Here is a 14,589-nt window from a genome sequence, read left to right as displayed (position 1 = left end):
AATGTCCAAAATCGTTAAAGTCATCGGTCGCGAAATTATCGACTCTCGTGGTAACCCGACTGTTGAAGCTGAAGTTCATCTGGAAGGCGGCTTTGTAGGTATGGCTGCTGCGCCATCAGGTGCTTCTACCGGTTCTCGCGAAGCGCTGGAACTGCGTGACGGTGACAAATCTCGTTTCCTGGGCAAAGGCGTAACTAAAGCCGTTGCAGCAGTTAATGGCCCAATCGCGAACGCGGTTCAGGGTAAAGATGCGAAAGACCAGGCAAACATCGATAAGATCATGATTGAGCTGGACGGTACTGAAAACAAATCTCAGTTCGGTGCTAACGCCATTCTGGCCGTCTCTCTGGCTGCTGCTAAAGCCGCTGCCGCTGCGAAAGGTATGCCGCTGTATGAGCACATCGCTGAACTGAACGGCACCCCAGGTAAATTCTCTATGCCACTGCCAATGATGAACATCATCAATGGTGGTGAGCATGCCGACAACAACGTCGACATCCAGGAATTTATGATTCAGCCAGTGGGCGCGAAAACCCTGAAAGAAGCCATCCGTATGGGTTCTGAAGTGTTCCACACCCTGGCGAAAGTGCTGAAATCGAAAGGTATGGGTACTGCAGTCGGTGACGAAGGCGGCTATGCGCCAAACCTTGGTTCAAACGCCGAAGCACTGGCGGTTATCGCTGAAGCGGTAGAGAAAGCCGGTTACAAACTGGGTACTGATATCACCCTGGCGATGGACTGTGCGGCGTCTGAATTCTACAAAGACGGTAAGTACGTTCTGGCTGGCGAAGGCAACAAAGCCTTCACTTCCGAAGAGTTCACCCACTTCCTGGAAGACCTGACTAAGCAGTATCCAATTGTCTCTATCGAAGACGGTCTGGATGAATCTGACTGGGCGGGCTTTGCTTACCAGACTAAAGTTCTGGGCGACAAAATCCAGCTGGTTGGTGACGATCTGTTCGTAACCAACACCAGGATCCTGAAAGAAGGTATCGACAAAGGTATCGCTAACTCCATTCTGATCAAATTCAACCAGATCGGTTCTCTGACCGAAACGCTGGCGGCGATCAAAATGGCGAAAGATGCTGGCTACACTGCCGTTATCTCTCACCGCTCAGGCGAAACCGAAGATGCCACTATCGCCGATCTGGCGGTGGGTACTGCTGCTGGCCAGATCAAAACCGGTTCTATGAGCCGTTCTGACCGTGTTGCTAAGTACAACCAGCTGATTCGTATCGAAGAAGCGCTGGGCAGCCGTGCGCCATTCAACGGTCTGTCTGAAGTTAAAGGTCAGTAATTTATTCCGCAGCTTATCCTGAGGATAAGCTCTGGTGATAAGATAAAGCCTCGTGCCTGCACGAGGCTTTTTTTATGGCGCGCGCGCAGAGTAATTTTCTGCCATAATCTGCGCCCCTGATTCCACCCACTAGCGAGAAAGTAATGCAGTACCCGATTAATGAGATGTTCCAGACGTTGCAGGGCGAAGGTTTTTATACCGGCGTTCCGGCAATTTTTATCCGCTTGCAAGGATGCCCGGTTGGCTGCAGCTGGTGCGATACCAAACATACGTGGGATAAGCTGGCCAATCGGGAGACCTCGCTGGGGGATATTCTGGTTAAAACGGTTGAGAGCGACGCCTGGGGTTCGGCGGATGCCGACGGGCTGCTGGCGATGATTGGCCAGCAGGGCTGGACGGCGCGTCATGTGGTGATCACCGGCGGTGAGCCGAGTATCTATGATTTGACACCATTAACTACGGTACTGGAATCTTCTGGCTACAGTTGCCAGATTGAGACCAGCGGTACCCATGAAGTACACTGCTCGGCCAATAGCTGGGTCACGGTGTCACCGAAGGTTAATATGCGCGGCGGTTATGATGTGCTGTCACAGGCGCTGGTGCGTGCCGACGAGATTAAACATCCGGTGGCGCGTCAGCGTGATATTGAAGCGTTACAGGCGCTGCTGGCCACGCTTAACGATGATAAGTCACGCATCATCGCGCTACAACCGATCAGCCAGAAAGAGGATGCGACTAAGTTGTGCATCGAAACCTGTATTGCGCACAACTGGCGCTTATCGATGCAGACCCATAAGTATCTGAATATTGCTTAAGGATTTCGGGCGGCGAGAACGCCGCCCCTGGGTCCGCTCGATTGTATGGGCGGCGTTCTCGCCGCCCGTCAATCAGCCGTAATCAACCCTTATAAACACAACCTGCCGTACAGGTCTCTTTAACCAGCACTGCGCTCAGTTCTGGCAGCGTGGGCTTCATCTGATCCCAAATCCATTTTGCCAGCACTTCGCTGGTCGGATTCTCCAGGCCCGGAATATCGTTCAGATAGTAGTGATCCAGACGATCGTATAACGGCTTAAAAGCCGCCTTCAGCTCAGCAAAATCCATTACCCAGCCGGTATGCGCATCCACTTCGCCGGTGATTTCAATACGCACCAAAAACGAGTGTCCGTGCAAACGGCCACACTTATGGCCTTCCGGCACATTGGGTAAATGGTGCGCGGCTTCAAACTGGAAATCTTTAAATAGCGTGGTTGCCATCGTTACAGTCTCAATCTCATCAAAAAACCGACGAAGTCTAACGGAAAACAGCTTTTTTCGCACCCGTTAAGCACCGGATAGCGCCAGTAACTTTGTCATCAAGATCATCTCATTGTTAACTTATTGATTAAACTGATTTTAGTTAACCGCTTTTGCTGTTAACTCTTACCCGAAAAACCACTTAGTCATTTTGGTTATTTATTATTTCTAACCCTTATTTAATGGTTATTATGTCACTCGGTAACCTACCCTCTCTTCTTACGTCCCGGACCACAGACACTGGAATTTTCAACGCAATGACGACTCAGGCTCCCCCAGGTAATCTGCTTCCGCTTAACCCGGAGCAACTCGCGCGCTTGCAGGCGGCGACAGGTGATTTTTCTACCACGCAGCTGGCATGGCTTTCCGGCTATTTTTGGGGGATGGTCAATCAGACGGGCGGCGCCACTGTCGCTGCTGCCCCGGTAAAAGCTGAGACGCCCGCCATCACCCTGCTTTCCGCTTCGCAGACCGGTAATGCGCGTCGCCTCGCGGAACAGCTGCGCGATGACCTGCTGGCGGCCAAACTGAGCGTCAATCTGGTGAATGCCGGCGACTACAAATTTAAACAGATCGCGCAGGAAAAACTGCTGGTGGTCGTGACCTCCACCCAGGGCGAGGGTGAACCGCCGGAAGAAGCGGTGGCGCTGCACAAATTCCTGATGTCGAAAAAAGCGCCGAAACTGACGGATACCGCTTTTGCGGTGTTCGGCCTCGGCGATACCTCCTATGAGTTCTTCAGCCAGGCGGGCAAAGATTTTGACAGCAAGCTGGCGGAACTGGGCGGCGACCGCCTGCTGGCGCGCGTCGATGCCGATGTGGAATACGCGGCGGAGGCTGAGCAGTGGCGTAAGCAGATTGTGGAGGTGCTGAAATCACGCGCACCCGCCGAATCACCGTCGGCTGCGGCGCTGACCGCCAGCGGCAGCGTCAATGAAGTCGATAGTACGCCGTATACAAAAGAAGCGCCGCTGGTTGCCAGTTTTGCGCTAAACCAGAAAATTACCGGACGTCACTCCGATAAAGATGTACGCCATATCGAAATCGACCTTGGCGACTCGGCACTGCGTTATCAGCCGGGTGATGCGCTGGGCGTCTGGTTTGAAAACGATGCGGCGCTGGTGCAGGAACTGGCTGAACTGTTGTGGTTAAAAGGTGACGAGCCGGTGCAGGTTAACGGCGCCACGCTGCCACTGGCGGAAGCACTGCAAAAACATTTCGAACTGACGGTTAATACACCGCAAATCGTCGAGCGTTTTGCCCATCTGTCGCGCAATGAAGCGCTGCTGGCGCTGGTTTCTGATAAGGCGAAGCTGCAGCACTATGCGCAGAGCACGCCAATTGTCGATATGGCGCGGCAGGCACCAACCGAACTGCATGCCGACCAGTTAATCGAGCTGCTGCGTCCGCTAACGCCGCGCCTCTACTCGATCGCCTCTTCGCAGGCGGAGAACGAAAGCGAAGTGCATATCACGGTGGGCGCGGTGCGCTATGAGATTGATGGCCGTGCGCGTGCCGGTGGCGCTTCCAGCTATCTGGCCGATCGTCTGGAAGAGGATGGCGAAATCCGCGTATTTATCGAACATAACGATAACTTCCGTCTGCCCGCCAGCCCGGAAACGCCGGTGATTATGATTGGACCTGGTACCGGCATCGCCCCGTTCCGCGCTTTTATGCAGCAGCGCGACAATGACGGCGCTGGCGGTAAAAACTGGCTGTTCTTTGGCAACCCGCACTTTACTGAAGATTTCCTCTATCAGGTGGAGTGGCAGCGCTATGTGAAAGATGGCCTGTTGACCCATATCGATTTAGCCTGGTCACGCGACCAGCAGCATAAAGTCTATGTACAGGACAAAATCCGCGCGAAGGGGGCGGAAGTGTGGAGCTGGATTCAGGAAGGCGCACACATTTACGTCTGCGGCGATGCCAATCGTATGGCAAAAGACGTTGAGCAGGCATTACTGGAAGTGGTAGCCGAATACGGTGGCATGGACATCGAAACGGCTGACGAATTTTTAAGCGAGCTGCGCATTGAGCGCCGTTATCAGCGAGACGTGTACTAATGAGCGAAAAACATCCTGGACCGTTGGTGGTTGAAGGCAAACTGACTGACGCTGAGCGCCTGAAAAAACAGAGTAACTACCTGCGCGGCACCATTGAGAAAGATCTGACCGATGGCCTGACCGGCGGTTTTACCGGCGATAACTTTCTGCTGATCCGTTTTCACGGTATGTATCAGCAGGATGATCGTGATATCCGCGCCGAGCGCGCCGAGCAGAAGCTGGAGCCGCGTCATGCGATGATGCTGCGCTGCCGTCTGCCGGGCGGGATTATTACGCCGACCCAGTGGCTGGCGATTGATAAGTTTGCGGAAGAGAACACCATTTACGGCAGCGTGCGCCTGACTAACCGCCAGACTTTCCAGTTTCACGGCATCCTGAAGGGCAATGTGAAACCAGCGCACCAGATGCTGAGCGAAGTCGGACTCGACGCGCTGGCCACTGCCAATGATGTTAACCGTAACGTGCTCTGCACCTCGAACCCGGTAGAGTCAGAGCTGCATCAGGAAGCCTATGAGTGGGCGAAAAAACTCTCTGAACACCTGCTGCCGCAGACGCGCGCCTATGCCGAAATCTGGCTGGATAAAGAGAAGGTCGCCACTACCGATAAAGAGCCGATTCTCGGTGAGACCTATCTGCCACGTAAGTTTAAAACCACCGTGGTGGTGCCGCCGCACAATGACGTCGACCTGCACGCCAACGATCTGAACTTTATCGCCATCGCCGAGAAGGGCAAGCTGGTGGGCTTTAACCTGCTGGTGGGCGGTGGTCTGTCGATTGAGCACGGCAATAAAGCGACTTATGCCCGTACTGCCAGTGAGTTTGGTTATCTGCCGCTGGATAAGACGCTGGCGGTAGCGGAAGCGGTCGTGACCACCCAGCGCGACTGGGGTAACCGTACCGACCGTAAAAATGCCAAAACCAAATACACCCTTGAACGCGTCGGCGTGGAGACTTTTAAACAGGAAGTTGAGCGCCGTGCCGGCATCACTTTCGCGCCGATTCGTCCGTATGAATTCACTACCCGCGGCGACCGCTTTGGCTGGGTGAAGGGCATTGATAAAAAATGGCATCTGACGCTGTTTATTGAAAACGGCCGTCTGCTGGATTACCCTGGCCGCGCGCTGAAATCCGGCGTGGCGGAAATCGCCAAAATCCATCCGGGTGATTTCCGTCTGACCGCCAACCAGAATCTGATTGTGGCGGGCGTACCGGAAAAACTGAAGGATAAAATCGAAGCGATTGCCCGCAGCCATGGCCTGATGGAGAACGTGACTGCCCAGCGCGAGAACTCGATGGCTTGCGTGTCATTCCCTACCTGTCCGCTGGCGATGGCCGAAGCCGAGCGTTTCCTGCCGGACTTTGTCACCAAAGTCGAAGGGCTGATGAATAAACACGGCGTTGGTGAAGAGCACATAGTGCTACGCGTTACCGGTTGTCCGAACGGTTGCGGCCGTGCCATGCTGGCTGAAATTGGTCTGGTCGGTAAGGCACCGGGTCGCTACAACCTGCATCTGGGCGGTAACCGCACCGGTACACGTATTCCGGCGATGTATCGTGAGAATATCAACGAAGATGAAATTCTGGCGAGCATTGATGAACTGGTCGGGCGCTGGGCAACCGAGCGTGAAGCTGATGAAGGCTTCGGCGACTTCACCATTCGCGCGGGCGTGGTGCGTGAGGTACTCGATCCGGCACGTGATTTCTGGGAATAACGGAGGCGATTGATAATGTCTGTATTCGATCTCGCAGCACTGAATGAGATGCCAAAAGTCGAGCGCGTAATGGCGCTGGCGGAAGTGAATACTCAGCTGGAGAAACTCTCCGCTGAACAGCGCGTCAGCTGGGCGCTGGAAAATCTGCCGGGTGATTTTGTGCTGTCATCCAGCTTTGGCATTCAGGCGGCGGTATCGCTGCATCTGGTGACCCGCCAGAAGCCAGACATTCCGGTGATCCTGACCGATACCGGCTATCTGTTTGCCGAAACCTATCAGTTTATCGACTCGCTGACCGAGAAGCTTGATCTGAACCTGAAGGTGTTCCGCGCCGAACAGTCAGCGGCATGGCAGGAAGCGCGCTACGGCAAACTGTGGGAGCAGGGGGTGGAAGGCATCGAGAAGTACAACCAGATTAACAAGGTTGAACCGATGAACCGTGCGCTGGAAACCCTCGGCGGCCAGACCTGGTTTGCCGGCCTGCGCCGCGACCAGTCTGGCAGCCGCGCACATCTGCCGGTGCTGGCGATTCAGCGCGGGGTGTTTAAGATCCTGCCGATTATCGACTGGGACAACAAGCAGGTGTATCAGTATCTGCAGCAGAATGGCCTCAGCTACCATCCGCTGTGGGATGAGGGCTATCTGTCGGTCGGTGATACCCATACTACCCGCAAGTCGGAGCCGGGTATGGCAGAAGAAGAGACGCGCTTCTTTGGCCTGAAACGTGAGTGTGGTCTGCATGAAGGTTAATGATAAATTCTGCTAAACTGATTACCCGGTAGTTTACCGGTGTTTATTAGTTAATATGTTGTATTTTCGTTAGTGCATTAATTTTTTGTTACTTTATTGTTTAATTTATCTAATCGATCAATCCTTGTTGGGTGGATGTTTTACTCACTCAGCAAGGAGAGAACACAGTGTCAGATAAAGCCCTGACGTCGTCTGTACCGCATAAAGACCCTTCTTCCGTTGTGAAGAATTCCCTTCGTTTTGGTAAACAACACTCAACTGACGACATTGATATTCGCCAGGTGAGTTCACTGCAGGATTTTTTTACCGGCATGGGGAAATTACACGCGGAATACCTCAAACTCGGCCTGGTGGCACCTCAGCCAGGCAATATGTTGTTTTCACCCTGGTTCTTCACTGCCGCAAACCGCCTGTTTCTGGCCAAAGTCGATAATGATGTGATTGGCACCATTGCGCTGATTAAGCAGAGCGGGCAGGGATTACCGGCGGAGAAGATATTTGCCGAAGAGATTTGCCAGTCAGGCTGTCAGCCGGAGCACACCGGGGAGATAGGCTCGTTATGCATTGATGCCTGTTATCGCGGTGGCGGTGTGCTACGTGCGCTCTACGGCTGGATTATTCTCTATGCCGCCTTCTTTCAACGCATTGATACGCTGTTTATCCAGGTGGAGGCGCGTAAAGCACGCTTCTACCAGGATAATCTGTTTTTTCATCAGGTGGGGGAGAGCCGCCTGCATCCTGCGTATCAGAACAAACCGGTAGTATTACTGCGTGCGGATATTCGCCAGACGCTGGCTTTCCTGCGCAAAAGTTTATCGCCGCATAAACGCCTGAGTGTAAAAGAGGTGATGGTGTCGATGAATATCAGCAGCATGTACCACAAACTGGTGGCATGTATGAAAGAGGAGAAAGTATTTCGCTGGACGGCGGAGCATGCCCGTCACTACTGCGATCGCTGCTGTGTCAAAAATGACGCGCTAAGCAGCAAACAGCGGGCGGCATTGCATAGCATCCTGAACCGCCATCTGTAACTGACTAAGCGGGCGCCGTCGGCGCCCGCTGCGATCAGATCCCCACCAGCGCTTTAAACTCTTCCGCCGCAAGGGTGATATTCACTTTAGTGACCTCATAGTTTGCCACCGCGACAAACGGATCTTCCGCTACAATCGCATCCAGCCGTTGACGATCGATATCTTTAGCAATGATCAGCCCGCCAGTACGCGGATCCTTACGACCGGCGGTGATAAATACTCCGGCGGCAAAGTAGCGATCAAGCCACTGCAGATGCGGCTCAATCAGCGCTTCCACTTCTTCCATCGGACGGTGATAGGTCAGATTGATGATATACATTACGATGACTCCTTGTTGCGGGCAGGGTTTGTCAGTTCAGTCATTAAGGGCAGCAATATTTGCACCACATCGTGGCTGCGCTGGCTGATCCGGCCTGGCAACCAGCGATCGATATAGCTGAGATTATCACGCGCGGTTTGATGGCGGCTAATGCCCTGCGGGAAATGCGCCGAAGCGCGGCGCTGCTGGCGGCCATCTTGATTGCCCAGCGTCCAGTTGGTCGCGCGCACATTCAGCAGCGGAAAACCGGCACTGTCAAAGGCGTTACCCGGTGGATAATCGCTCTTTGCCAGATTATGGCTGTCGGCGGCAATGCCATAACGGCGGGCGATAGCCAGCGCACGATCGCGCGTCTGACGCGCCACTGCGGCAGGCGTATTGCTACCGCTGTTAAAATAGAGCTTATCGCCGACAATCAGACTGTCGAGGTTAATCACCAGCAGGGTGTTTTTCTTCTCTTCTGGTTTCATGCGCGCCAGATAATCTTCGCTTCCGCGATGGCCGATCTCTTCACCGCTCAGTGCGATAAAACGCACGCCATAATGCAGCGGCTGCTGGCTGAGACGCTGCGCCAGCTCAAGCATCACGCCCAGACCAGCAGCATTATCGTCGGCTCCCTGTAAGCGCAGGCCACCAAGATTGTGTTCAATATCAGCATCGCTCTGCGGGCTCCAGGTATCGAGATGCGCCACCAGCAGAATTTGCTGCGGCACCTGGCCTTCACGCGCGGCAATCACCGAGGTGCCGGTGACATTGCGCCAGACGGAGCTGCCATCTTTATGCAGATATTGATAACGGGTATGAAAATCGCGTTTGTCGCTGTGGTAACCCATCGCGCTGAACTGTTGTTGCAGATAGTCGGCGGTCAGTAACTCAGCCGGACTGCCGATCATGCGGCCCGGAAACCAGGTGGCGATATTACGTAACTGCTGTTCAGCCTGTTTGCCGACGGCAGGTTCCGTCGCCGTCACCGGTAAAACAATGCCGCAACTGAGCAGCGCAGCCAGCGCAGTCAGGCGGAGGGTGGAAAACATTTCAGAATCCTTAGGCGTCATCCCATGACGCATAGCAAAATTTTTTTACTGCGCTAGTATGAAATTGTGATCGCAGTCAGACAATTACATTCGTTCTGAAAGCCGCTAAATATCATCTGTTAAGCACATTTTGTTCTCAGCTTAGTCAGCTCGTTATTCCATTCGGGAACTACTCATTCCAATAAGTAATTTCATCTGACGGAAGCAGCAGACGTATAGTCGCGTTAACTTTTTGTTATTTCATATAAGGCCGACGTGGACTATCTCCCGATTTTTGCCGATCTCAAGTCTAAGCCGGTACTGGTGGTAGGCGGTGGCGACATTGCGGCGCGCAAGATTGAACTGCTGCGTCGGGCAGGCGCGCGCGTACAGATTGCCTCACGCGCGCTGTGCGAAGAGCTACAGGCGTTAACCGAGATCAATGCAGTCGAGTGGCTGGCTACCGATTTCGACGAAGCACAGCTCGATAGCGTGTTCCTGGTGATTGCGGCTACTGATGACAGCGAGCTTAACGCCCGGGTATTTGACGCCGCTAACCAACGTTTTCGTCTGGTGAATGTGGTTGATGACCAGCCGAAGTGCACCTTTATCTTTCCCTCGATTGTTGATCGCTCACCGTTAGTGGTGGCGATCTCCTCCAGCGGCACCGCCCCGGTTTTAGCGCGTTTGCTGCGTGAAAAACTGGAAGCACTGTTACCTGCCAACCTCGGCCAGATGGCGCAGATAGCCGGCGAGTGGCGCGGTAAGGTTAAGCAGCGTTTTAATAAGATGTCGGAGCGCCGCCGTTTCTGGGAGCGCGCCTTTAATGGCCTGTTCGCCAGTCAGGTGGCCGCCGGTAATGTGCAGGGAGCGAAGCAGACGCTGGACGATCAGCTGATTAACCCGGAGCAGGCGCAGGGCGAAATCGTGCTGGTCGGCGCCGGGCCGGGAGATTCCGGTCTGCTGACGCTGCGTGGCTTGCAGGTAATGCAGCTGGCGGATGTGGTGCTGTATGACCATCTGGTCAGCGATGACATTCTGGATTTAGTGCGCCGTGACGCCGACCGTATCTGCGTCGGCAAACGCGCCGGCGCCCATTCGGTGCCGCAGGAAGAGACCAACCGCCTGCTGGTGGAGCTGGCGCAGCAGGGCAAACGGGTGGTGCGCTTAAAAGGCGGCGATCCCTTTATCTTTGGCCGTGGTGGCGAGGAGTTACAGGCCGCGCAGGCCGCAGGCATCCCGTTTCAGGTGGTGCCGGGTGTCACCGCCGCCGCTGGCGCCACTGCCTACGCCGGTATCCCGCTGACCCATCGTGACTACGCACAGAGCGTATTGTTTATTACTGGTCATTGCCGCACCGGCGGTGATGGCATCGACTGGCCTTCGTTAGCGCGTGCGCGTCAGACGCTGGCGATCTATATGGGCACGGTGAAAGCGGCGGAGATCAGTCAGCAGCTGATCGCCCACGGACGCGACGCCAGCACACCGGTGGCAGTGATTGGCCGTGGCACCCGTCAGGATCAGCAGGTGCTAACCGGAACGCTCGAACAGCTCGAAGAACTGGCGCAACGCGCCCCAACACCAGCCCTTTTGGTGATTGGCGAAGTCGTCAATCTGCATGCGCAGTTGGCCTGGTTTCAACATTCAGCACAGCAGGCCGGACGTGAATCCGCCGTTGTAAATTTGGCTTGAGGAAAGATTATGGATCAAAAACGACTCACTCACCTGCGTCAGCTGGAGGCGGAAAGCATCCATATTATCCGCGAAGTGGCGGCGGAGTTCTCCAATCCGGTGATGATGTACTCCATCGGTAAAGATTCATCCGTGATGCTGCATCTGGCGCGTAAAGCCTTCTATCCGGGAACCCTGCCGTTCCCGCTGCTGCATGTTGATACCGGCTGGAAGTTTCGGGAAATGTACGAGTTTCGTGACCGTATGGTGAAAAGCATCGGTGCTGAACTGCTGGTGCACCGTAACCCGGAAGGGGTGGCGATGGGGATTAACCCGTTTGTCCACGGCAGCGCCAAGCACACCGATATTATGAAAACCGAAGGGCTGAAGCAGGCGCTGAATAAATATGGCTTTGATGCCGCTTTCGGCGGCGCCCGTCGCGATGAAGAGAAATCGCGCGCTAAAGAGCGTATCTACTCGTTCCGCGACCGTTTCCATCGCTGGGATCCAAAAAACCAGCGTCCTGAACTGTGGCACAACTACAACGGCCAGATTAACAAAGGCGAAAGCATCCGTGTGTTCCCGCTGTCAAACTGGACCGAACTGGATATCTGGCAGTATATCTTCCTTGAAGATATTGAGATCGTTCCGCTCTATCTGGCAGCTATGCGTCCGGTGCTGGAACGTGACGGCATGCTGATGATGATCGATGACGACCGTATCGATCTGCAACCTGGTGAAGTGATCGAACAGCGCATGGTGCGTTTCCGTACCCTTGGCTGCTGGCCACTGACCGGCGCCGTCGAGTCTGAAGCTCAGACCCTGCCGGGGATCATCGAAGAGATGCTGGTTTCGACTACCAGTGAACGTCAGGGACGCATGATTGACCGCGACCAGGCCGGCTCGATGGAGCTGAAGAAACGCCAGGGCTATTTCTAAGGAGCCGCCAGATGAACAACGTTATTGCACAACAAATTGCCGATCAGGGTGGCGTAGAAGCCTGGCTGCACACGCAGCAACATAAAAGCCTGCTGCGTTTTCTCACCTGCGGCAGCGTCGATGACGGGAAAAGCACCCTGATTGGTCGCCTGTTGCATGATACCCGTCAGATTTATGAAGATCAGCTCTCTTCGCTGCACAATGACAGCAAACGTCACGGCACTCAGGGCGAGAAGCTCGACCTGGCGCTGCTGGTGGATGGTCTGCAGGCTGAGCGCGAACAGGGCATCACCATTGATGTGGCCTATCGCTACTTCTCCACTGAGAAGCGTAAATTTATTATTGCCGATACGCCGGGCCATGAGCAGTACACGCGCAATATGGCCACCGGCGCCTCGACCTGCGATCTGGCGATTTTGCTGATCGACGCGCGTAAAGGCGTGCTGGATCAGACGCGCCGCCACAGCTTTATCTCCACGCTGTTGGGGATCAAGCACCTGGTGGTAGCGATCAATAAAATGGATCTGGTGGAGTACAAGCAGGAGACCTTCGAGCAGATCAAGCAGGACTACCTGGATTTTGCTACCCAGCTGCCAGGCGATCTTGATATCCGCTTTGTGCCGCTCTCGGCACTGGAAGGCGAAAACGTCGCCACGCCGAGCGCGGCAATGAACTGGTACAGCGGCCCAACCCTGCTGGATGTGCTGGAAACCGTTGATGTGCAGCGCGTAGTGGAGCAGCAGCCAATGCGCTTCCCGGTGCAGTATGTTAACCGTCCCAATCTCGATTTCCGTGGTTATGCCGGGACGCTGGCATCCGGTACGGTGCAGGTTGGTCAGCGGGTGAAAGTGCTGCCGTCTGGCGTGGAATCCACTATTGCCCGTATCGTTACCTTTGATGGCGATCTGCAACAGGCGATTGCCGGTGAAGCGCTGACGCTGGTGCTGAAAGATGAGATTGATATCAGCCGTGGCGATCTGCTGGTGGCCGCTGATACCGAGCTGAAAGCGGTACAGGGCGCATCGATTGATGTGGTGTGGATGGCGGAACAGCCGTTGTCGCCAGGCCAGAGTTATGACGTCAAAATCGCCGGCAAGAAAACCCGCGTCCGTGTCGAAAAAATTCAGCATCAGGTTGAGATTAACAGCCTGGCGCGACATGAAGTGGACAGCCTGCCGCTGAACGGTATCGGCCTGGTTGAGGTCACTTTTGATGAGCCAATGGTGCTTGACGCCTATCAGCAGAATCCGGTGACTGGCGGGATGATCTTTATTGACCGTCTGAGCAACGTCACGGTGGGCGCGGGTATGGTGCGCCATACGCTGGAAGATGTGCAGCAGAACAGCGGTGATTTCAGCGCCTTTGAACTGGAATTAAATGCACTGGTGCGTCGCCACTTCCCACACTGGGGCGCGCGCGACCTGCTGGGTGGCAAATAAATGGCCGCCACACATGATGAAAATGTTGTCTGGCACGCGCACGCGGTAACGCGTGCCGGGCGGGAGAGCCTGCATGGTCATCAGGGCGTGGTGTTGTGGTTTACCGGGCTTTCGGGCTCGGGTAAATCCACCGTCGCCGGTGCGCTGGAGCAGGCGCTGCATCAGCATGGCGTCAGCACTTATCTGCTGGATGGCGACAATGTGCGTCACGGACTCTGTCGCGATCTTGGCTTTAGCGATGATGACCGCAAAGAGAATATTCGTCGCGTCGGGGAAGTGGCGAAACTGATGGTCGATGCTGGTCTGGTGGTGCTGACGGCGTTTATCTCACCGCACCGCGCTGAACGGCAGATGGTGCGCGACAGGGTGGGGGAAGGGCGCTTTATTGAGGTGTTTGTCGACACGCCGCTGGCTATCTGCGAAGCGCGCGATCCGAAAGGTTTGTATAAAAAAGCGCGGTCCGGTGAACTGCGTAATTTTACCGGTATTGACTCGGCCTACGAGGCGCCGGAACAGGCCGAAATCCATCTGGATGGCGAACAATTGGTAACAAAATTGATAGCGCAATTGTTAGACGTGCTGCGTGAGCGCGATATTATCAACTCCTGAGATAGTTACGGTATATTTGCGAATATACTGCGGCAGTGCGAACGCCAGAGAGCGGGCCGACAACGCGTCAACAGGATACTTATGCAGAACGTTACCCCCATGCTTGCTCGTAAAGATGAACGTGACCAGGAAGAACACACCTGGTCATTCCCCGGCGGGGTCATCGGCTTTGTTTCTTACTGGTTCGCACTGGCGATTCCTTTCCTGCTGTATGGCTCTAATACGCTGTTCTTCTTTCTGTATACCTGGCCTTTCTTCCTCGCGCTGCTGCCGGTTTCGGTATTGATTGGTATTGGCTTTAGCCTGCTGTTGCGCGGACGCCTGATGTGGACGCTGATTGCCACGGCGCTGGTGGTGGTTTGCCTGTTCTGGCTGCTGTTTTCGTTTCTTACCGGCTGGTAAATCTTTGCTCCGCGCGTTAATCACCTCGTCATCAGGAATGGCACAAAT

14 protein-coding genes are annotated in these 14,589 nt (G+C 54.7%); 11 read left to right on the top strand and 3 right to left on the bottom strand.

The features are described from left to right. Position 1: 1 nt before the first annotated feature. Both eno and queE read left to right on the top strand, forming a co-directional pair. Positions 2-1,297, top strand: a complete 1,296-nt coding sequence (eno, locus tag N5923_RS10385) for a phosphopyruvate hydratase (RefSeq protein WP_267142357.1) — start codon at positions 2-4, stop codon at positions 1,295-1,297. A gap of 143 nt (positions 1,298-1,440) precedes the next feature. After that, the gene (gene queE, locus N5923_RS10380) at positions 1,441-2,112 is read left to right on the top strand and encodes a 7-carboxy-7-deazaguanine synthase QueE (RefSeq protein WP_267142358.1); all 672 of its coding nucleotides are present in this window, start codon (positions 1,441-1,443) and stop codon (positions 2,110-2,112) included. A gap of 82 nt (positions 2,113-2,194) precedes the next feature. Here queE and queD read toward each other — a convergent pair whose 3' ends face one another. Then, positions 2,195-2,554 (bottom strand): 6-carboxytetrahydropterin synthase QueD, encoded by a 360-nt coding sequence (gene queD / locus N5923_RS10375; RefSeq protein WP_267142359.1) that lies wholly within the window; start codon positions 2,552-2,554, stop codon positions 2,195-2,197. Positions 2,555-2,850: 296 nt separating this feature from the next. On the opposite strand from queD, the gene cysJ reads away from it, so the two are divergent. From cysJ to N5923_RS10355, 4 genes are all read left to right on the top strand, one after another. Next, on the top strand, positions 2,851-4,656 hold the full coding sequence (cysJ, locus tag N5923_RS10370) for an NADPH-dependent assimilatory sulfite reductase flavoprotein subunit (RefSeq protein WP_267142360.1): 1,806 nt from the start codon (positions 2,851-2,853) through the stop codon (positions 4,654-4,656). Continuing rightward, positions 4,656-6,368 carry an assimilatory sulfite reductase (NADPH) hemoprotein subunit gene (cysI, locus tag N5923_RS10365; RefSeq protein WP_267142361.1) on the top strand — a complete coding sequence of 571 codons (1,713 nt, stop codon included), beginning with the start codon at positions 4,656-4,658 and terminating at the stop codon, positions 6,366-6,368. The genes cysJ and cysI overlap by 1 nt, the downstream gene beginning before the upstream one ends. A 15-nt stretch (positions 6,369-6,383) precedes the next feature. Beyond that, complete coding sequence (locus N5923_RS10360; protein WP_267142362.1) at positions 6,384-7,118, top strand: phosphoadenylyl-sulfate reductase; 735 nt, start codon at positions 6,384-6,386, stop codon at positions 7,116-7,118. A 167-nt stretch (positions 7,119-7,285) separates the two neighbouring features. Continuing rightward, complete coding sequence (locus N5923_RS10355; RefSeq protein ID WP_267142363.1) at positions 7,286-8,149, top strand: GNAT family N-acetyltransferase; 864 nt, start codon at positions 7,286-7,288, stop codon at positions 8,147-8,149. A gap of 34 nt (positions 8,150-8,183) precedes the next feature. On the opposite strand, the gene N5923_RS10350 is transcribed toward N5923_RS10355, so the two are convergent. Then, positions 8,184-8,468, bottom strand: a complete 285-nt coding sequence (locus N5923_RS10350; protein WP_267142364.1) for a YciI family protein — start codon at positions 8,466-8,468, stop codon at positions 8,184-8,186. After that, positions 8,468-9,502 (bottom strand): aminopeptidase, encoded by a 1,035-nt coding sequence (locus N5923_RS10345; protein ID WP_267142365.1) that lies wholly within the window; start codon positions 9,500-9,502, stop codon positions 8,468-8,470. The genes N5923_RS10350 and N5923_RS10345 overlap by 1 nt, the downstream gene beginning before the upstream one ends. Before the next feature lie 255 nt (positions 9,503-9,757). Between N5923_RS10345 and cysG the strand changes: the two genes are divergently transcribed. The 5 genes from cysG (at position 9,758) to N5923_RS10320 (ending at position 14,541) form a co-directional block, all read left to right on the top strand. After that, on the top strand, positions 9,758-11,173 hold the full coding sequence (gene cysG / locus N5923_RS10340; protein WP_267142366.1) for a siroheme synthase CysG: 1,416 nt from the start codon (positions 9,758-9,760) through the stop codon (positions 11,171-11,173). Positions 11,174-11,182: 9 nt separating this feature from the next. Continuing rightward, the gene (cysD, locus tag N5923_RS10335; protein ID WP_267142367.1) at positions 11,183-12,091 is read left to right on the top strand and encodes a sulfate adenylyltransferase subunit CysD; all 909 of its coding nucleotides are present in this window, start codon (positions 11,183-11,185) and stop codon (positions 12,089-12,091) included. 11 nt (positions 12,092-12,102) lie between these two features. Continuing rightward, positions 12,103-13,530 carry a sulfate adenylyltransferase subunit CysN gene (cysN, locus tag N5923_RS10330; RefSeq protein ID WP_267142368.1) on the top strand — a complete coding sequence of 476 codons (1,428 nt, stop codon included), beginning with the start codon at positions 12,103-12,105 and terminating at the stop codon, positions 13,528-13,530. After that, entirely contained in the window at positions 13,531-14,139 is a 609-nt protein-coding gene (cysC, locus tag N5923_RS10325; protein WP_267142369.1) for an adenylyl-sulfate kinase, read from the top strand. Between the two features lie 81 nt (positions 14,140-14,220). Further along, positions 14,221-14,541, top strand: a complete 321-nt coding sequence (locus N5923_RS10320) for a DUF3561 family protein (protein ID WP_267142370.1) — start codon at positions 14,221-14,223, stop codon at positions 14,539-14,541. Positions 14,542-14,589: the final 48 nt, after the last annotated feature.

It is taken from the genome of Winslowiella arboricola, assembly GCF_025527015.1.
GTDB lineage: Bacteria > Pseudomonadota > Gammaproteobacteria > Enterobacterales > Enterobacteriaceae > Erwinia > Erwinia arboricola.
The sequence above is the reverse complement of the archived record's forward strand: the minus strand, read 5'-3'. Positions and strand labels throughout refer to the sequence as shown.